Here is an 18,980-nt window from a genome sequence, read left to right as displayed (position 1 = left end):
TTGGTTGGCGATGTTGGGGTCGTGCCAACCGTCACGCTACCGCCAGTAATCGGTGGTGTGACAGGCAAAGTCGGCGTCGTACTTGGATTGGTCGGCGATGTTGGTGTGGTGCTTGGATTAGTCGGTGATGTTGGTGTCGTGCCAACCGTCACGCTACCACCCGTAATCGGTGGTGTAACTGGTAAAGTCGGTGTAGTACTTGGATTAGTCGGTGATGTTGGTGTCGTGCCAACCGTCACGCTACCACCCGTAATCGGTGGTGTAACTGGTAAAGTCGGTGTAGTACTTGGATTAGTCGGTGATGTTGGTGTCGTACCTACCGTTACGCTACCGCCAGTAATGGGTGGTGTGACAGGCAAAGTAGGCGTTGTACTTGGGTTGGTTGGTGATGTTGGTGTGGTGCCAACGGTCACGCTGCCACCCGTAATCGGTGGTGTGACTGGTAAAGTCGGTGTAGTACTTGGATTGGTTGGCGATGTTGGTGTCGTGCCAACCGTCACGCTACCGCCCGTAATCGGTGGTGTGACTGGTAAAGTCGGTGTAGTACTTGGATTGGTCGGTGATGTTGGCGTGGTGCCAACGGTCACACTGCCACCGCTAATTGGCGGTGTGACAGGCAAAGTCGGCGTCGTACTTGGATTGGTTGGTGATGTCGGTGTCGTGCCAACGGTGACGCTACCGCCAGTAATGGGTGGTGTGACAGGCAAAGTCGGTGTGGTGCTTGGATTAGTCGGCGATGTTGGCGTTGTACCAACCGTCACGCTGCCACCCGTAATCGGTGGTGTCACAGGCGATGTCGGTGTGGTGCTTGGATTGGTCGGTGATGTTGGTGTCGTGCCTACCGTTACGCTACCGCCAGTAATCGGTGGTGGGACTGGTAAAGTCGGTGTGGTGCTTGGATTAGTCGGTGATGTTGGTGTGGTGCCAACCGTCACGCTACCGCCAGTAATCGGTGGTGTGACTGGTAACGTCGGCGTAGTACTTGGGTTGGTTGGTGATGTTGGTGTGGTGCCAACCGTCACGCTACCGCCAGTAATCGGTGGTGTGACTGGTAACGTCGGCGTAGTACTTGGGTTGGTTGGTGATGTTGGTGTGGTGCCAACCGTCACGCTACCGCCAGTAATGGGTGGTGTGACAGGCAAAGTCGGTGATGTTGGCGTAGTACTTGGATTGGTCGGTGATGTTGGCGTGGTGCCAACGGTGGCGCTGCCACCCGTAATCGGTGGTGTGACTGGCAAAGTCGGTGTAGTACTTGGATTGGTCGGTGATGTTGGTGTCGTACCAACGGTGACGCTACCGCCCGTAATCGGTGGTGTGACTGGTAAAGTCGGTGTGGTGACCGGATTAGTCGGCGATGTTGGCGTCGTACCAACCGTTACGCTACCGCCCGTAATCGGTGGTGTGACTGGTAACGTCGGCGTTGTACTTGGATTGGTCGGCGATGTTGGTGTGGTACCCACCGTCACGCTGTCGCCAGTAATCGGTGGTGTGACAGGCAAAGTCGGTGTAGTGACAGGATTGGTTGGTGATGTTGGTGTCGTGCCTACCGTTACGCTACCGCCAGTAATCGATGGTGTGACTGGTAAAGTCGGTGTAGTACTTGGATTGGTCGGTGATGTTGGTGTCGTGCCCACCGTCACGCTACCGCCGCTAATCGGTGGTGTGACAGGTAAAGTCGGCGTTGTACTTGGATTGGTCGGTGATGTTGGCGTGGTGCCAACGGTGGCGCTGCCACCCGTAATCGGTGGTGTCACAGGCAAAGTTGGTGTAGTGACTGGATTAGTCGGTGATGTTGGCGTAGTACTTGGATTGGTTGGTGATGTTGGTGTCGTGCCAACGGTGACGCTGCCGCCGCTAATCGGTGGTGTGACTGGTAAAGTCGGTGTAGTGACTGGATTAGTTGGTGATGTTGGCGTGGTGCTTGGATTAGTCGGTGATGTTGGTGTGGTACCACCCGTTACGCTACCGCCAGTAATCGGTGGTGTGACTGGTAAAGTCGGTGTAGTGACTGGATTAGTTGGTGATGCTGGCGTAGTGCTTGGATTGGTCGGTGATGTTGGTGTAGTGACCGGATTGGTTGGTGATGTTGGTGTGGTGCCCACCGTCACGCTGCCACCCGTAATCGGTGGTGTCACAGGCAAAGTTGGTGTAGTGACTGGATTAGTCGGTGATGTTGGCGTGGTGCCAACGGTCACGCTGCCACTCGTAATCGGTGGTGTGACTGGTAAAGTCGGTGTAGTACTTGGATTGGTCGGTGATGTTGGTGTGGTGCCAACGGTGACGCTGCCACCCGTAATCGGTGGTGTGACTGGCAAAGTCGGTGTAGTGCTTGGATTAGTCGGCGATGTTGGCGTGGTGCTAACGGTGACGCTGCCACCCGTAATGGGTGGTGTGACTGGCAAAGTCGGTGTAGTGCTTGGATTAGTCGGCGATGTTGGCGTGGTGCCAACGGTGACGCTGCCACCCGTAATCGGTGGTGTGACTGGCAAAGTCGGCGTGGTGACCGGATTAGTTGGCGATGTTGGTGTGGTACCCACCGTCACGCTGCCGCCAGTAATCGGTGGTGTGACTGGTAAAGTCGGTGTAGTACTTGGATTGGTTGGCGATGTTGGTGTTGTACCAACGGTGACGCTACCGCCAGTAATGGGTGGTGTGACTAGTAACGTCGGCGTAGTACTTGGATTAGTCGGTGATGTTGGTGTCGTGCCACCCGTTACGCTGCCACCCGTAATCGGTGGTGTGACTGGTAGAGTCGGTGTAGTACTTGGATTGGTTGGTGATGTTGGTGTGGTACTTGGACTACGATTCGGTATTGTACTCGGTATAGACGGAGATGAAGAGCTTGGGGGGCTACTGGGGGCACCTAAATTTAAACCTAATACTGGAGTACTGACGATCGGTGTTTCAGGCGTTGGGGTTGGGTTTGCACCTAGACCCAGATTTAAACCAAGGGTTGATGCATTGTTGTTGGGGCTTTGTGTACTTGCAGATGCGATTGGTGTAGACAAGAGTTGTGCATATGCCGTCGGACCCACACACATGAAGCCTGTTGCAATGAGTGTTCGCAACAAGTTGTTTTTTTTTAATCGAATTGACGTTTTAGTTGTTGCATGAGAGATCGCGCTGTCGACTTTTGTTGAGCAGCGACCATAAATATTGTTGCTCATCTTTATACCTGTAAGAATGATATGGATTGCGATGTTGTTATTAGACTGGTCATCTATATGACCAATGCCATATGCACGAATGTGGGGAATGCAGGTTTGCAATAATCGTTATGTGCTGAGCTTTATCATCATCGTGATATAGAGTGTTGTTTTATAATATAAAATAGTTGTGAGACGCGATGACAGACGTGCATGTATTGGGTTGAACCTGCATTTAAAATTTATGTGATTATTCTATTATTGTAAAGTTTTTCTAAATAAAAAATGTTAAATGTTATTTCCAGTTTTCATTGTTTTTAGATGCTCACTCTGTTTGTTGCGAGTCGTTTAAATAATTTGGTAGACATTTAGTCTTGTTATATAAGGTGAGTGTGCTGGCTTAGAGCGATTTATATCTTGCTGTGGTAAGTAGTCGCTTCGCTGGGACTAGAAACAACTATTTATTTAAATTAAATAATTGGATTAAATTCTACTATTTAGATTATTTAGACAGAGGTTTAAGTTTTATCTTAAGCTCTCAGGGGGATTTGGGGGCAGGTGATTCAATTATGCTCCTGCATATTATTTGAGGTGTTTAGTGACAAAATAACGAACATTTTTTTAGAAAAATAGATTTATTTCTCAACATCGGTAAGATGCTATTTATCACATAATGAAAATTTAATAGATTTTCATCCATAAAACACAATGAGGATGTGGCTATGTTGAAATTATTAGCACTCGATCGTTTTACGATTTCGTTATTCGTGATGGTGCTACTCGCCTCGTTTTTACCAGTATCGGGGCATGCCGCCGAAGTCTTTGCGACGGTAACCAATATTGCCATTGCAATTTTATTTTTTTTACATGGGGCTAAATTATCTAGGCAAGCGATCGTTGAGGGTATATTACACTGGCGTTTACATGCAGTGGTTTTTGCTATGACTTTTTTAATTTTCCCAATTTTAGGGTTAATGGCAAAACCAGTTTTAGTGCCACTATTAGGAGAAACCATGTATTGGGGCTTCCTATTTATGTGCTTTTTACCATCAACAGTACAATCATCGATTGCATTTACCTCGGTTGCCAAAGGCAATGTCGCCGCAGCGGTCTGTAGTGCTTCTTTTTCGAATTTGATTGGGATGTTTATTACACCAGTTTTGGTCAGTATTTTTATTTTTGGTCAATCCAAACATGATTATGACCCGACACGCTCTATTCTCGAAATTGGCTTACTGTTGTTATTACCATTTATTGCAGGGCAAGTTCTACGTCCCGTGGTATTTCCTTGGATGCAAAAAATGCCCAGCATCGTAAAAAAATTCGATCAGGGTACAATTTTAATGGTGGTATATGGTGCGTTTAGTGGTGCTGTGGTGGCTGGATTATGGCATCAAGTGAGTTTATTGACCTTGCTTTATTTATGTATTGCTTGCTCTGTGTTATTGACCGTCATTATGCTGCTATCGCTTTATATTCCCAAATGGCTTGGTTTTAATAAAGCAGATCAAATTACGGTATTCTTTTGTGGTTCTAAAAAAACATTAGCCAGTGGCGTACCCATGGCACAAATTTTATTTGCTGGTCAGCCTTTGGGCATGATTGTTTTACCGATTATGATTTTTCATCAAATCCAATTGATGGTCTGCGGTATTATTGCCAATTATTGGTCGAAACAACACAGTGAAAACAACGATGTAAAAGCCAAGTGATTTATTCGCCTATCACAAGATTTTAGTATATAATGCCGCTCACTTGTTGTGCTTAGCTCTGACACTGGGTGTCTCGGTGGGCCAAAAGAAATGGTCTACTGTGGTGTTGATCTGTTGTTTTTCAACATTATATTTCCTTAGCCTCATTGAGATCTCGATTGATTTTATGTTCTATCGATATCAATGATAGCCAAGAGTGGTCAATAGCGACGGTAGCAAAACCTTTCTACGAATTAGGAGTCTTCGCAATGCGTGACGGTATTCACCCAAAATATGGCAAATTAGTTGCTACTTGTTCATGCGGTAATGTAATCGAAACACGTTCTGCACTGGGTAAAGATACGATTTACCTTGACGTATGTTCAGCTTGCCACCCATTCTATACGGGTAAACAAAAAAATGTTGATACCGGCGGTCGTATCGACAAATTTAAACAACGTTTTGCAGGTATGTCTCGTTCAGTTAAACGTGGCTAATCCGCAAAGTGTAAAAAAAACGGGCATTGACCCGTTTTTTTTATGTCTATTTAATGTTGGGTTTGGCATAAAAAGGGCGGGCTAAAACTTGAAGTGCGGCATAAACCTATTTAAATGGATTTATGTCGCTTGAAATTACAAATTATAATCAATCATTGAAATGGAATGAGCAACTTAAAAAATTGAACATTCACATCACCGATCAGTGAATAATTTCATGGTCAGTATTATGATTGCTGTTGTCACTTATTATTTAACCTGAGTTCGACATAAAAAAAGTAGAAAAAAAGCCTTAATGTTTATAACTTATTGGTTCTTAAGACAAAAGTTAAAACACAAGGCTTTTCTATGGATCATATTACCGAATTATTCTGTAAAGTGGATGATTTTTGCAAAATATTTAACGAATCTCTAGAGAAAGCTCTTATTCCTGAGCAAAATAAGCCAGTTCAAAAGTCAGCTTTAAGTTTATCTGAGATCATGACAATTGTTATCTTATTTCACCAATCAGGTTTTAGATTCTTTAAATATTTTTACTGCCACATGGTCATCCCTTTTTGGAAATCAGCATTTCCTAAGCTGCTGAGCTAGAATCGTTTTATTGAAATCATGCCACGTTGTTTACAAGCTTTGAGTAGCTTTTTTCATCAGGTTAAAGGAACTGATACAGGAATTAGTATTATTGATTCAACCAAACTTGTAGTTTGTCATAATCTTAGAATTAAAAGAAACCGCGTATTTAAAGGCTTAGCGAATCGTGGAAAAAGTAGTACTGGGTGGTTCTATGGTTTTAAATTACATGTGGTTATCAATAACTTAGGTGAAATTATTAATATTAAAGTAACATCAGGGAATATCCATGATATTGCTGTACTAGAGTCTTTAACCAAAGAATTAAAAGGCATTTTATTAGGAGATAAAGGCTATTTAAGCAAAGCTAAGACAGAGGCTTTAGCAGCAAGAGGATTAAAAATATTGACTCCATCACGTAAGAATATGAAAAACAAGCCACTCCGAACTGAAGAAGAAAAACAATTGCTTGGCAGAAGAGGATTAATAGAAACGGTGAATGATCAGTTAAAAAACTTACATCAACTTGACCATTCGCGTCATCGTTCTGTGAATAATTTCATGGTAAATATTATGGCTGCTGTAGTGGCTTATTGTTTAAATCCGAATAAGCCAACTTTCAAAAATATGCTGAAAGGTTGAACGTTTTTCATCGAACTCAGGTTATTTAAATCTGAATAATCAATGTTCATAAAGTATTTAAAAATAAAGAAACTTTCATCGAAATCAGGTTATTGACATTGATGTAATTGTTCTTTTGAAAAAGTTTGTTTTGCTTGTTCAAAATTTTCTATTGTAGGTTCATATTCAGGATCCTCCCAAATGCTTTCCATTTGGTCAGGATTTTGTTGATCTAATGTTATTGTAGTCGCTGATATTAATTTTTCATTTTTAAATATATAGCGATAGGTCACGGATGTTCTACTTGAATAATTAAATATTCGATCCAATTGGCAACCATAACCTAATTTGAAAAGTATATTTTACCACGAACAGAATCTTTATGAGTTTCACTCTTAAGAATATTATTCGTGTCTACTTCAGCTAAAATATTAGGACTAGAGCGTTGTTTTGTTTTTTCAGTATTTTGGATCGTTTGGCAGGCGACTAAAAATAAACTAAGAAGAATGACGAAGTGTTTACATTGTTTAACTTTCATTCGTTTTCTCCCATTTTGAATTATCTAATTGAAAGAGTGTTTTACTTCTGCCTTCATTTGGGTTTTGTCTTAAAAACATTTCATTCCAAGCATTGGATAATGCTTCGCAAAAATAATCGAACTTACAAGTATAAAAGTGAGAATGCAGGTCTAGGGTTTGAAAAAATCAATGAAGCCTATACCACCCAAACGTGTTTGTACTGTAGCGCACGGCTCAGTTTTAAACCGATTAGGTTTGTTGATCAAAAGGGTTGAGATAATTTTTGACCAATGCCTGTTGTGATGCTGCCGATAGGGTAATATCTAGTTGTACGATGCTGCTGGTAATGGTTAGATTAAAAACCTTATGAATGGTCAAACGTAATTCTGCTGCAATTAAATAATAATGCGTGGCTTGTTGTAGAACCGGCATATTCGCCAACAATAAAGTGATCTTAGAATAACTATATTGTTGATCTAATAAAATTAAACAAGGCAAGTAACAATGTTCAATTTCTTCTGTACTAATTTCTAAAATTGCTGGATAAACGCTTTCGGCAATAATTTGAATACCAAAGGTATAACTCTCTTGTAAGGATTGTTTAATCCAACGAATAATACCGACTTTCCAACGATGTTGAGTCTGTTGACGGGTAAGAACCATTTCACCACTGGCAAGGGTGCTTGGTCGAGGTTGAGCCCAGTGTAATCTATAGCCTTTTTCACTAAAATCAAGCGCTTGAGCGCTGTAAATTTGTTTGTCTTCGAGTGGCAGATTATGATAGGCGCGAGGCAATTTTGCCAAAACAGGATGTGTTTTTGGGTATTGCTGCATAATGTGTTGATAGGGCATTGCCAGAGTATCGCCAAATACCTGATTTTTAGATAAATGATAATGGGCACTATAGAGATTAAAGCAGATATCCAGCTGTATCGGATGATAGAAACGTTCATGTTGACGTTGAATTTGTGTACCTAGCACATGTTGTATATGTAGTTTTAGTGTCGAACTTAAATATTGTCTTTCGACTTCCGTCAGTTGTTGTGGTTTATCGTGGATGGTGTCATTAATATGTTCTAGCAATAGTTGGGTGCTTAGATATAGATCGGGTTTAAAATACTCATTGCTCTTGGCGAGAAATTGTACGGCTTGATCTGTGTGTAAATTAATCCCATAACGACTCAAGTTATTATGATGATGGCTGAGCTTCAAATAGTGTATCCACTCTTGACTACAATGATATAAAACGCGCATTTCATTAGGGCGAATATGCGATGTATTGATTATATTTAGTAACAATAGATGCAAATAACAATCTTGTACTGAGTTTAAGGATGATTTACTGCCTTGAATTTGATTGGTATTGATTAAATGCTCATTATTTTTTACAGCAACTTTATATAATTGGTGTGCCGCGAGCCATTGATGATGTAATGGACTCATATAAAGCATTTGTTGTTGAAGTTGTAAGGCGCTGAGCTGTTGTAAAGCATAATAACAAGATAACACCCTTGCTGTTTTATGATTTTTACGTTGCTGCCACTGGAAAAACATTTTGCCATGTTTTTGTAAATATTGTTCGCAACGATAGACGATATCAATATAAACATAACTGAGGTTAATTCGAATATGGCTCAGCAATTCGATAATCTGTTCGCGGCGCTCAGCTTGATAAATGCGTTGTTGAAATATTTCTTGTTCTAAAACTTTTAATATATTTTCAATGGCAGGATGCAGAACTTGAATTAAGTCGAAGCGTAGTGTTTCGCTACAACGTAATGCTGAAATTTCATAAATAGCCAGCACGATCATTTCTGCGCTATCACCCAATTGCATATAGGGTAAACGTGCAGTCCATTGACTAAGTGCATCAACATTACTTGCAGCAAAACTTAAATGGCTACGTTGCGGTTTGTTTGATCGATACAAACAATTGCGGTTGATCATCACTGCGACCTAATTCATTTTATAAAGCCTAAGGACTGGCACCATATAATGGTGTTTTATTGGGTTCACCAGCAATTTCTCTGACCAATTTTGGTACCAAGTAACCTGGTAATAAGCTGAGTAGCTCACTATAAATATTTTCTACATGCTGCGGATCGGTATCGAAGTGTTGTGCACCTTTTACTTTATCCAAGACATGTAAATAGTATGGGATCACATTGGCTGCCATTAAGCGTTGACTGAGTTCAGCGAGAATATTGGCATTGTCATTAATCCCTTTGAGTAATACCGCTTGATTGAATATCCAAATGCCTTGTGCAGTTAAACGTTGTAATTGCTGACAGGTATAATCATCAAGTTCTGCAGCATGATTGGAGTGTATCACTAGAATAATTTTTAGCCCACGATTTTTTAATAAGGCGCAAAAATGTTCATCTATACGGTTGGGAATAACCACCGGAACGCGTGAATGAATACGTAATACTTTAATTTGTTTTAAGCTGTCTAGGCGATCAATCCATAGACCGAGTTTACGGTCAGATAATGTTAAGGGGTCACCGCCACTTAAAATCACTTCATTAATCTCTGGGTGTGCCAAGAGATAATCGCGTATATCAGGCCAATCATCTTGTTTTGGGAGATTTTCTTGGTAGGGAAAATGTCGTCGAAAACAGTAACGACAGTGTACCGCACAGGCACCGGTTAGGGTCAGTAAAAAGCGTGAACGATATTTATGAAGTACACCTGGCAGTTGATTGGCGGCTTCTTCTCCCAAAGGATCACTGACGAAATCAGGGTGTTCCTGCATTTCTAAATGATGCGGTAAGACCTGTAATAACAAAGGATCCAAGGGGTTTGCTATTTGCATTTTTTCAACAAAAGCACGTGGTACACGCAATTTAAACTGCTGTGCCGCCAATAATGCTGTTGAGTTGAGTGAGGAAGGAGAGAGTTGCAGTAATTCAAGTAATTGATACGGGTCGGTGACCAATTGACTGAGTTGCGTTTGCCAGTTTTGCTCTTGAAATAAATAGTTTGTCATGCCGACGTCGGTTGATCGAGATAAAAATGAAAGAGCAATTGCAACCTGCCTAGGACGTCAAAAAACTGACCTAGTGCGTGCTTAAATGGGGAGGAGTCCCATGCTCAAGGATTTGCCGTTGGCAAAACTAGTCAAAGCATTGGCAAATGTCAAGTTGAACGCACAATTCGCTGGATTTGATTCGGTGCGAGTGTGATGCAGTAGCATAAAGGCGTTGCGTGATATGGTCTTGCTCATTTAGAATAGCCCAGACCGAGAATATAACACAATATATGCCAGTGAGGTTGTCAGTTGACTCCACTATGGGCTGTGGAAAATTCTTCTATATTCATAGATTTAAGTTAGTAATTTTGGAGTGAGCCTTTCATGGCCAATTATTCTACAAGTGATTTTAAGCAAGGCCTCAAGGTCATGCTCGATGGTAACCCTTGTTCAATCATGGAAAATGAATACGTAAAACCGGGTAAAGGACAAGCATTTAACCGTGTTAAATTACGTAACCTTAAAACAGGTAAAGTTTTAGAAAAAACCTTTAAATCTGGTGATTCACTGGAAGGTGCCGATATCGTTGAAGTAGAAATGAACTACTTATATAACGATGGCGAACTTTGGAACTTTATGGATCCAGAGAGCTTTGAGCAAATTGCAGCAGATAAAACAGCTATGGGTGATGCGGCAAAATGGTTAAAAGATGACTCGAATGAGTTGTGCACCATTATGTTGTTCAATGGTGTGCCATTAACTGTAAGCGCGCCAAACTTTGTGGTTTTAAAAATTGTTGAAACTGATCCAGGTGTACGTGGTGATACATCTGGCGGTGGCGGTAAACCAGCAAAATTAGAAACTGGTGCAGTTGTACGTGTACCTTTATTCGTTCAGCAAGAAGAATCTGTTCGTGTCGATACACGTACGGGTGAGTATTTAGAACGTGCATAATGCTTTTTAAATAAGCTATGATGCAAGGGGCGATGTAAATCGCCCCTTTTTTTATGCCAAAGTATTAGATCAAAATTTCACAATAACAGTTAAAGTCGGAGGATAAATTATATAGCGCTGTATTGTGTAAAACAAAAAGGAAGTATAACGGTTTGTGAAAGGTGAAATGAATGGAAAATATACAAAATAAATCTACAACGCTTTGGGCGAAAATAATTTGGGTGATCGTTGCGATCATCGGAGCAAGCTCATTTGCGATCTTGGCATTAAGTCGCGGAGAACATGTGAATGCGGTATGGCTTGTTTTAGCTGCTATTTGTGTATATAGCATTGCCTATCGATTTTATAGCTTATTTATTGCCAATAAAGTATTTGAATTAAATGCAAAACGCTTAACTCCAGCACATCGTCTAACCGACGGCTTAGATTATGTCCCCACCAATAAATATGTATTATTTGGTCATCACTTTGCAGCGATTGCGGGTGCTGGACCTTTGGTCGGTCCGATTTTAGCTGCGCAAATGGGTTATTTACCAGGCACGATTTGGTTATTAGTCGGTGTGGTATTGGCGGGTGCAGTACAGGATTTTCTAGTTTTGTTTATTTCGACCCGACGTGATGGACGATCATTGGGAGAAATGGCAAAACAGGAACTGGGGAGCTTTGCTGGTATTATTGTGATGCTAGGCGCTTTAGGCGTTATGGTTATTATTTTGGCGGTATTGGCATTAGTCGTAGTCAAAGCTTTAACCAATAGCCCATGGGGTGTATTTAGTATCGCGGCCACCATTCCTATTGCGATCTTAATGGGCATTTATATGCGTTATATTCGTCCAGGAAAAATTGCCGAGGTATCGTTGGTTGGTTTTGTGCTGATGATGTTGGCGATTATATATGGTGGTGATGTTGCACAACACCCGTATTGGGGACCATTTTTTACGCTGAGTGGCACTCAATTAACATGGTGTTTGGTGATTTATGGTTTTATTGCATCGGTTTTACCCGTTTGGTTGTTATTGGCACCACGCGATTATTTATCGACCTTCTTAAAAATTGGTGTGATTGCCGGTTTGGCGGTTGGTATTATGATTGCCTTGCCTGTGCTTAAAATGCCAGCTATTACGCCTTTTATTGATGGCAGCGGTCCAGTGTTCTCTGGTGCATTATTTCCATTTTTATTTATTACCATTGCTTGTGGTGCCATTTCTGGTTTCCATGCTTTGGTTTCTTCAGGAACCACCCCGAAACTGGTCGATAATGAAGTCAATATTCGTATGATTGGTTATGGTGGTATGCTGATGGAATCATTTGTCGCAATTATGGCAATGATTTGTGCCACAGTATTGGAGCCTGGGATTTATTTTGCCATTAATGCGCCTGCTGCGGTATTGGGTGGTACGGTTGAATCTGCTGCAGAAGCAGTACGGATGTTAGGCTTTGTCGTAACGCCTGAGAGTTTACAGATCTTAGCGCAAGAGGTTGGTGAAAATAGTATTTTATCGCGTACTGGTGGAGCACCTACCTTTGCCATAGGTATGGCACATATTATTGCAGAAATCTTTAATAACCGCTCCATGATGGCATTTTGGTATCACTTTGCGATTTTATTTGAAGCATTATTTATTTTAACAGCCGTAGATGCTGGCACGCGTGCGTGTCGTTTTATGGTACAAGATACGGTTGGTATTGTTTTACCTGCAGTGAAGTCGTCTAAATCGATATTCGGTAATTTATTGGGTACTTTTGTCGCTGTTGCTGCGTGGGGATATTTTGTCTATCAAGGGGTGATTGACCCATTGGGTGGCATTAATAGCTTATGGCCATTATTTGGTATTGGGAACCAGATTTTAGCAGCAATGGCGTTAATTTTAGGTACAGTCATTTTATTTAAGATGAAGAAAGAGAAATATGTCTGGGTTACGATTCTCCCGACAATTTTCTTATTTATCACCTCTATGACCGCAGGTTGGCAAAAGATTTTTCATGAAAATCCAAAAATTGGTTTCTTGGCACAAGCCAACCGTTTTTCAGATGCCATTGCAAGAAATGAGATATTAGCACCGGCTAAATCGATTGCTGAAATGCAGACTATTGTATTGTCTAATCAAATCAATGCAGTGCTGTGTGCCTTCTTTATGATTGTGGCTGTAGTCATGTTGATTGCATCCATTGCTGTGATACGTCGTGCTTTAGCCAGTAACACGGCTACTGTCAATGAATCGAGTGCAGTTTATGTGGATAATCCTGAAGATATCCGCGTGAAATCAAGTCAGTAGGAGATTGCTTCATGAGAATTAAATTTGCCAAGTCGGGTAAAAGCGTCATCTTAAACATTATAAAAATGACGCTACTCGCGCAAAAAGGGCAGCTGTTGCATGCTAAGAATTGGTCGCGTATTGCCACAGTTTGGCGAGGTTTACAACAAAGTTTTCGTTTGATGGTTGGGGTACCAGATTATCAAACCTATTTGCAACATATGCGTGAACATCATCCAGATTTAGATGCCATGGATGCCAGGACATTTTATCGTTATTGCGTGGATGCACGTTATCCTAATGCAGCAGGGGGCATGAAAAAATGCCCATGTTAATAGCGTAATGGCATATGGCGTCACTTGTAAATCACGCTGTTGGAAAGTCAGTGCATATTACAACAAAGCAATCTGCCTGATCTAAATATAAAGTGAATGTCGCTATCATTACTGCAACTTTATGACTGATTTTAAAAAACTAGTCTAAGGGCTAGTTTTTTAATGGCTGTTATTTGCATTTAAGATCGATAAAACTTAACCTATAGCCGCTATAATAACGTTACTATTTTTGAAACCATACAGCGATTTGCTCGATGACCATATTACTGGTGGAAGGTTTATATATGAAAAAAATATGTTCGGGTCTATTGCTTTTTTTTATCGCATTGCAATCTGCCGTTGCGGGCTCGACGGAAGCTTTAACTTGTCAGAAGAATATAAAAAAATTTGAAAAATATTTTGAACAAAGCCTTGCCGCTGCTAAAAGTGGCGACTTTGATCAATGGTTTAACTACGAAAAAAAATATAGTTATGACTATATTTTCCGTAAAGCACATCCCCACAAAATATTTTATGAAAAGCGTTGGATTGCGCGACCTGAATTTAAGCAGAAAATCATTGCAAACCTGAATATGTTTCAAGATTTAAGGGAATTGAATTATGTGGTCCATGTGGCCAAACCCACAGCGAATTTTATTTTAAACCAAAAAGAAATTTGTATTATCAATACAGTTTTTATTGGTTATTGGGGAGATGTGGATTATGGTCGTGAAAGTGTTCGGAGTGCTGACGTTTACATTTTTTCGCGACCATTAGGCACACATAAATGGCGCGGGTTCTACTATGATGAATCGATTCGTCAGGTTGACTTTGATGAATTTTTCCCGAATTTTCCTACGGATAAAATGGCGCTATTGAGTCTTAAAGATGAGGATTAACACTGAAAAGTGATCTTGGTAAAGCATGATTTTAAAGCGAGTATCAGTCATAAGGTCCATTGTCGCAAGACAATAACTGAAGCGGCAACTTATTATTCTTTATTTAAAATAGCATGCGATTGCCAGTATCGGGATGATAGTACGGGTTTATGATCAATGGATGCGAAGTATTAAATATGTTGTGGCAAAAGAAGATAAAAGATATTTCAAAAGATGGACGCATGATTATGGCTTTGCTGCTTGGAATGGGACCGTCGACCGCAGCATTGGCAAGTAATGATCATATGCCCGCCACAACAGCCTTGCGATGTGATCGGGATATACCTAAATTTGAGCAGCAGTTTGTAAAAGCACTGGACATTATTCGCCATGGTACGCTTGAACAAGTGAGAAACTTCGGTAAAAAAACTAGCTATGAGTATTTATTTCGGAAAACACATCCGAAGCAGCGTTATTACCAATATCGTTGGACCGCTGCTACGGAGGCGATGAAAAAAACTAAACACGAATTTAAAAAATTACAGTCTTATGATTATATTCATTACCATATGAATTTTGCTCAGCCTTCTGCAAATTTTATATTAGGTCATCAAGAAATTTGCCTGATTAAGGCGACGCGAATTCGTAGTATGGAAGAGATGGCTTCGCAGCGAGAAATAGATCGTAAAAGCATGGTGATAATTTTTTCACGTGATCTGGGTACTTTACGTTGGCGTAATATGATTTATCATCACAAGATGCGTGCTGCTGATTTTGCCGAGTTTTACCCAAATTTTCCTGAAGATAAAAAGGTATTATTAGATTAAAGTCTAAGGTTATTAAAGGTAGGACAGATATATTCAGAAGCATCATGAGGATGAGACGCAGCCAGCATACAATGAATAAGCGCATTGATTGAATAGTCTATTTCGTGCATTTATTTAACGCTGGGTAATTCAGCCCAAGAAAAATAATTGGGGCTGCGATAAGCACTTTGCATATGCCAAGGGCGCTGTGCGAGAGCTGTAGCGCCTAGCGCAATCTTGTGTTTGCCAAAACGTTGTTGAATATTTTCATAACTTTGCATTAAGCGTGCATCAATTTCGTGATGTTGGTCATCTCGCCATAAATCTTGTGGCATATAATGTTTTGGTACCAAATCACTGAGCATTACCCCACATTTTTTATAGGCAATGTCTGGGCGATAAATTTGCGTTAAGAGTTGTAAGGCGATTTTTTTTAACGCAAATAAAGAGTCGCTGGCTTGTGATAATGAATAGCTTAATGTGGCGCGATAGTTGTCTTTATTTGAGCGAAAACGACTGGATTCTAAGAAGACGATGAGGCATGTACAGCATAATTTTTGTTCTCTTAAGCGTTGTAGCGCATCTTGTAAATAAAGACCAAGTGCTTCTTTTAAATCGTCCAAAGCATAAATGCGTGTACCAAAAGAGCGACTAGCAACAATTTGTTGTTTAGCATGAGGTTGTTGTGCCAGCTCAAGGCAGGAAATCCCTTGTAATTCTAGTACAGTGCGTGCCAATACTACATTAAAATGTTTTTTGAGTAGACGGTGATCGCTGCTGGCTAAATCATACACACTGTGAATCGCAAGCGCTTTTAAGCGCTTGGCTTGGCGCTGTCCAACGCCCCACACGGTACTGACATCCAGGTGCGCATAAATATGCTCCAAGGCACATGGGTCGATGTGGCTGAGATTACAAATCCCATTGAAGGTTGTTAGTTTTTTCGCTAAATGATTGGCGATTTTGGCTTCAGTTTTACTACGACCAATACCAATCGAAACCGGTAAACTTAACCATTGTGCCATACGTTGACGAATACAAAGCGCCATTTGATCGATATCATGGTTTTTAGTATAGGCGGTCAATTTTAAAAAGCATTCATCAATAGAATAAAGCTCATGTTCATCTGCCGTGACAAATTCAGCTGCAAGCTGATGAAAACGATTTGACATTTCAGCATATAAAGCATAATTGCTAGAAAAAACCTGAACTTGGTGTTGTTGTACTAGGTCTTGAATTTGAAAGAAAGGCACCGCCATAGTGATACCTAAAGCCTTGGCTTCCTCAGAACGGGCCACGACGCAACCATCATTATTGGATAAAACAATGACAGCTTTTTGATTGAGTTGGGGTTGGAAAATCCGCTCACAACTGACGTAGCAGTTGTTGATGTCGATTAGTGCATATAGTTGTGGTGCTTGTTGTTGTATATGATTCATCGTAATTTTTTGATCACATTGGTGACGACACCCCAAATCAACAGTTCTTGCCCATCTTTTAGGTGGATATCTGAATAATCTGGATTTTCTGCTTTGAGCCAACGTTGTTGTGGCTCAATCATTAGGCGTTTTACCGTAAATTCATTGTCAATCAAGGCAATGACAATATCATGGTGACGTGCAGTGAGACTGCGATCAACAATGAGCTCGTCATCAATATCGATGCCTGCGTGTAACATCGACTGTGATGCTACACGAATAATAAATGTTGTTGTGGCATTATGAATCAGATGTTGATTGAGATCTAAATGATCACTGATATAGTCTTGGGCGGGTGATGGAAAACCGGCTGAAATTTTTTCTGCAGCGAGGGGAATATGTAGCGTTGTGCGCGCTTCAAATTGGCGAATATCCTTTAATTCTAAGGGTCTATTGGGTTGTACTTTTTGCTGTAAAAAGTTTTTAATTTCAAGTATGCGTGATGCAGGGACACGTAAAACTTTGGTTGGTTCTGCGTATTGTGCTTTGCGTCCTGCACCTTTTCGTGCACCGCCATGTTGTGTCATATTATGCTCTTCTTGAATATGTTACACATTCAACAAGCAGTGTAATCGTTGTCTAATTAAAATACAAGCTGTTGTGATCGCGGGTTTGTTTTCTTATCATTTTTTTTCAAAAGCTCAGATAAAATTATGCAATAAAGTATGGTCTTAAGTTAGCTTTATGATTTTTATGGAAAATCATGTTGGGCATAGCAAACAAAAGCCAATGCTGCTGCTGATAATGTTTAGAAAGTGACAATAGGGATGAATTATAATTTCATTTATCTAAACGATTGGAACTTGAATGAACAGCAGTTTGATTTTGAATATTGCAGTATTTTTAATATTGCTCATTCTATTGATGCAAACCCGTAAAACCAACTGGAGCTTATCGAAAAAGGTTCTGGCTGGTTTATTATTGGGGGTTGTATTCGGTTTTGCATTACAGCTTATTTATGGTGCCAATACGACGATTCTAACGGAATCGATTCAGTGGTTTAATATCGTGGGTACGGGATACGTCAAACTGTTGCAAATGGTTGTGATGCCCTTGGTTTTGGTGTCAATTCTCAGTGCTGTGATTAAACTACACAATGCATCATCTTTGGGGAAAATCAGCCTTTATAGTATAGGTACATTATTATTGACGACCGCCTGTGCTGCCTTTGTGGGGATTATGATCACCAATCTGTTTGGTTTAAGCGCGGCTGGCTTGCTACAAGGTGTGAAAGAAACGCAGCGTTTAGAGCAAATTAATAGCCATTATGTTGGTCAGATAACAGACCTGAGTGTACCTGATTTTTTCTTGTCTTTTATTCCCAGTAATCCTTTTGCAGAATTAGCCGGTGCGCATGCCACATCGATTATTAGTGTGGTGGTTTTTGCTGTGTTTTTAGGTATTGCTGGATTAAATCTGATTCAAGAATCCGAACAGAAAGGACGTGCGATTATTCATGCTGTTGATGTATTACAGGCATGGGTTATGAAGCTGGTACGTTTGGTGATGACCCTGACACCGTATGGGGTGTTTGCATTGATGACCAAAGTGGTGGCAAGCTCAGACTGGATGGAAATGAAAAATCTAGCGGGTTTCTTGGTCGCATCTTATGTGGCTTTGGCGATCATGTTTTTGCTGCATGCGCTGCTGGTTTTAATACTCGGTGTCAATCCGCTACGCTTCTTCCAGAAAATATTACCCGTTTTGACTTTTGCTTTTACCAGCCGTTCTAGTGCAGCATGTATTCCTTTGAGTATCGAGACGCAGACTCGCCGTTTAGGCATCCCCGAATCGATTGCAAGTTTCTCCGCTTCATTTGGTACCACCATTGGGCAAAATGGTTGTGCGGGATTATATCCAGCCATGTTGGCGGTAATGGTTGCTCCCACCATGGGGATTAACCCTCTAGACCCTGTTTGGATTATAACCTTGGTTTGTGTGGTGAGTCTAAGTTCCATAGGTGTTGCGGGTGTTGGAGGCGGTGCAACTTTTGCTGCTTTGATTGTTTTGCCAATAATGGGTTTACCTGTGACCTTGGTGGCTTTATTAATTTCCATTGAACCTTTGATTGACATGGGGCGGACCGCATTAAATGTGAGTGGCTCTATTACCGCAGGAATGGCCACTAGCCAACTCATGAAACAAACAGATCGACAGATTTTAATGTCAGATCAGGATGAGACTTTATCTAAACCTTCTCACTAAATTTAAACCCTATTATTCCGTTTTTATTTGGACATCTTCTATTTAAGTTAAGCTATTTCAGCCTGCGCTATCGATG

At 41.0% G+C, this 18,980-nt stretch carries 15 protein-coding genes and 1 pseudogene; 10 read left to right on the top strand and 6 right to left on the bottom strand.

What is annotated here, in order from left to right:
- The 4 genes and pseudogenes from BFG52_RS17320 to BFG52_RS11800 all read left to right on the top strand — a co-directional run bounded on the left by BFG52_RS17320 (window position 1) and on the right by BFG52_RS11800 (window position 6,546).
- Window positions 1-3,114 (top strand): hypothetical protein, encoded by a 3,114-nt coding sequence (locus BFG52_RS17320; RefSeq protein ID WP_157758110.1) that lies wholly within the window; start codon window positions 1-3, stop codon window positions 3,112-3,114.
- Between the two features lie 748 nt (window positions 3,115-3,862).
- The gene (locus BFG52_RS11810) at window positions 3,863-4,858 is read left to right on the top strand and encodes a bile acid:sodium symporter family protein (protein WP_169817571.1); all 996 of its coding nucleotides are present in this window, start codon (window positions 3,863-3,865) and stop codon (window positions 4,856-4,858) included.
- A gap of 248 nt (window positions 4,859-5,106) precedes the next feature.
- On the top strand, window positions 5,107-5,334 hold the full coding sequence (rpmE, locus tag BFG52_RS11805; RefSeq protein ID WP_067556409.1) for a 50S ribosomal protein L31: 228 nt from the start codon (window positions 5,107-5,109) through the stop codon (window positions 5,332-5,334).
- Window positions 5,335-5,682: 348 nt separating this feature from the next.
- Window positions 5,683-6,546 (top strand): annotated as a pseudogene (locus tag BFG52_RS11800) (IS982 family transposase).
- Between the two features lie 89 nt (window positions 6,547-6,635).
- On the opposite strand, the gene BFG52_RS11795 reads toward BFG52_RS11800, so the two are convergent.
- From BFG52_RS11795 to epmB, 4 genes are all read right to left on the bottom strand, one after another.
- Window positions 6,636-6,818 (bottom strand): hypothetical protein, encoded by a 183-nt coding sequence (locus tag BFG52_RS11795; RefSeq protein ID WP_067556406.1) that lies wholly within the window; start codon window positions 6,816-6,818, stop codon window positions 6,636-6,638.
- Window positions 6,819-6,868: 50 nt separating this feature from the next.
- Window positions 6,869-7,063 carry a hypothetical protein gene (locus BFG52_RS11790; protein ID WP_067556401.1) on the bottom strand — a complete coding sequence of 65 codons (195 nt, stop codon included), beginning with the start codon at window positions 7,061-7,063 and terminating at the stop codon, window positions 6,869-6,871.
- A 229-nt stretch (window positions 7,064-7,292) separates the two neighbouring features.
- The gene (locus BFG52_RS11785; RefSeq protein ID WP_081408699.1) at window positions 7,293-8,990 is read right to left on the bottom strand and encodes a hypothetical protein; all 1,698 of its coding nucleotides are present in this window, start codon (window positions 8,988-8,990) and stop codon (window positions 7,293-7,295) included.
- 28 nt (window positions 8,991-9,018) lie between these two features.
- Window positions 9,019-10,032, bottom strand: coding sequence for an EF-P beta-lysylation protein EpmB (epmB, locus tag BFG52_RS11780; RefSeq protein ID WP_067556398.1), 1,014 nt, complete (start codon window positions 10,030-10,032; stop codon window positions 9,019-9,021).
- A 366-nt stretch (window positions 10,033-10,398) separates the two neighbouring features.
- Here epmB and efp point away from each other — a divergent pair, with 366 nt between their 5' ends.
- From efp to BFG52_RS11755, 5 genes are all read left to right on the top strand, one after another.
- The gene (gene efp, locus BFG52_RS11775; protein WP_067556395.1) at window positions 10,399-10,968 is read left to right on the top strand and encodes an elongation factor P; all 570 of its coding nucleotides are present in this window, start codon (window positions 10,399-10,401) and stop codon (window positions 10,966-10,968) included.
- Window positions 10,969-11,138: 170 nt separating this feature from the next.
- Window positions 11,139-13,244 carry a carbon starvation CstA family protein gene (locus tag BFG52_RS11770; protein WP_067556391.1) on the top strand — a complete coding sequence of 702 codons (2,106 nt, stop codon included), beginning with the start codon at window positions 11,139-11,141 and terminating at the stop codon, window positions 13,242-13,244.
- Between the two features lie 11 nt (window positions 13,245-13,255).
- On the top strand, window positions 13,256-13,558 hold the full coding sequence (locus BFG52_RS11765; protein ID WP_067556388.1) for a YbdD/YjiX family protein: 303 nt from the start codon (window positions 13,256-13,258) through the stop codon (window positions 13,556-13,558).
- A 269-nt stretch (window positions 13,559-13,827) separates the two neighbouring features.
- Window positions 13,828-14,436 (top strand): hypothetical protein, encoded by a 609-nt coding sequence (locus tag BFG52_RS11760; protein ID WP_157758109.1) that lies wholly within the window; start codon window positions 13,828-13,830, stop codon window positions 14,434-14,436.
- Window positions 14,437-14,612: 176 nt separating this feature from the next.
- Window positions 14,613-15,242: a hypothetical protein gene (locus tag BFG52_RS11755; RefSeq protein WP_067556383.1), complete on the top strand. Its 630-nt coding sequence runs from the start codon at window positions 14,613-14,615 to the stop codon at window positions 15,240-15,242.
- A 110-nt stretch (window positions 15,243-15,352) separates the two neighbouring features.
- On the opposite strand, the gene BFG52_RS11750 is transcribed toward BFG52_RS11755, so the two are convergent.
- Both BFG52_RS11750 and BFG52_RS11745 read right to left on the bottom strand, forming a co-directional pair.
- Window positions 15,353-16,660: a Y-family DNA polymerase gene (locus BFG52_RS11750; protein ID WP_067556380.1), complete on the bottom strand. Its 1,308-nt coding sequence runs from the start codon at window positions 16,658-16,660 to the stop codon at window positions 15,353-15,355.
- A complete protein-coding gene (locus tag BFG52_RS11745) occupies window positions 16,657-17,226 on the bottom strand; it encodes a LexA family protein (protein WP_067556377.1) in 570 nt (189 codons plus the stop codon). The genes BFG52_RS11750 and BFG52_RS11745 overlap by 4 nt, the downstream gene beginning before the upstream one ends.
- Before the next feature lie 280 nt (window positions 17,227-17,506).
- Between BFG52_RS11745 and BFG52_RS11740 the strand changes: the two genes are divergently transcribed.
- Window positions 17,507-18,904, top strand: a complete 1,398-nt coding sequence (locus tag BFG52_RS11740; RefSeq protein ID WP_067556373.1) for an L-cystine transporter — start codon at window positions 17,507-17,509, stop codon at window positions 18,902-18,904.
- Window positions 18,905-18,980 lie beyond the last annotated feature (76 nt).

This window comes from Acinetobacter larvae (genome assembly GCF_001704115.1).
In the GTDB taxonomy this organism is placed as follows: Bacteria; Pseudomonadota; Gammaproteobacteria; order Pseudomonadales; family Moraxellaceae; genus Acinetobacter; species Acinetobacter larvae.
The sequence above is the reverse complement of the archived record's forward strand: the minus strand, read 5'-3'. Positions and strand labels throughout refer to the sequence as shown.

Coding starts and splice junctions, on each gene's coding strand:
- rpmE (WP_067556409.1), top strand. CDS start 5,107: ATGCGTGACGGTATTCACCCAAAATATGGCAAATTAGTTGCTACTTGT.
- BFG52_RS11790 (WP_067556401.1), bottom strand. CDS start 7,063: ATGAAAGTTAAACAATGTAAACACTTCGTCATTCTTCTTAGTTTATTT.
- BFG52_RS11785 (WP_081408699.1), bottom strand. CDS start 8,990: ATGATCAACCGCAATTGTTTGTATCGATCAAACAAACCGCAACGTAGC.
- epmB (WP_067556398.1), bottom strand. CDS start 10,032: ATGACAAACTATTTATTTCAAGAGCAAAACTGGCAAACGCAACTCAGT.
- efp (WP_067556395.1), top strand. CDS start 10,399: ATGGCCAATTATTCTACAAGTGATTTTAAGCAAGGCCTCAAGGTCATG.
- BFG52_RS11770 (WP_067556391.1), top strand. CDS start 11,139: ATGGAAAATATACAAAATAAATCTACAACGCTTTGGGCGAAAATAATT.
- BFG52_RS11765 (WP_067556388.1), top strand. CDS start 13,256: ATGAGAATTAAATTTGCCAAGTCGGGTAAAAGCGTCATCTTAAACATT.
- BFG52_RS11755 (WP_067556383.1), top strand. CDS start 14,613: ATGTTGTGGCAAAAGAAGATAAAAGATATTTCAAAAGATGGACGCATG.
- BFG52_RS11750 (WP_067556380.1), bottom strand. CDS start 16,660: ATGAATCATATACAACAACAAGCACCACAACTATATGCACTAATCGAC.
- BFG52_RS11745 (WP_067556377.1), bottom strand. CDS start 17,226: ATGACACAACATGGCGGTGCACGAAAAGGTGCAGGACGCAAAGCACAA.
- BFG52_RS11740 (WP_067556373.1), top strand. CDS start 17,507: ATGAACAGCAGTTTGATTTTGAATATTGCAGTATTTTTAATATTGCTC.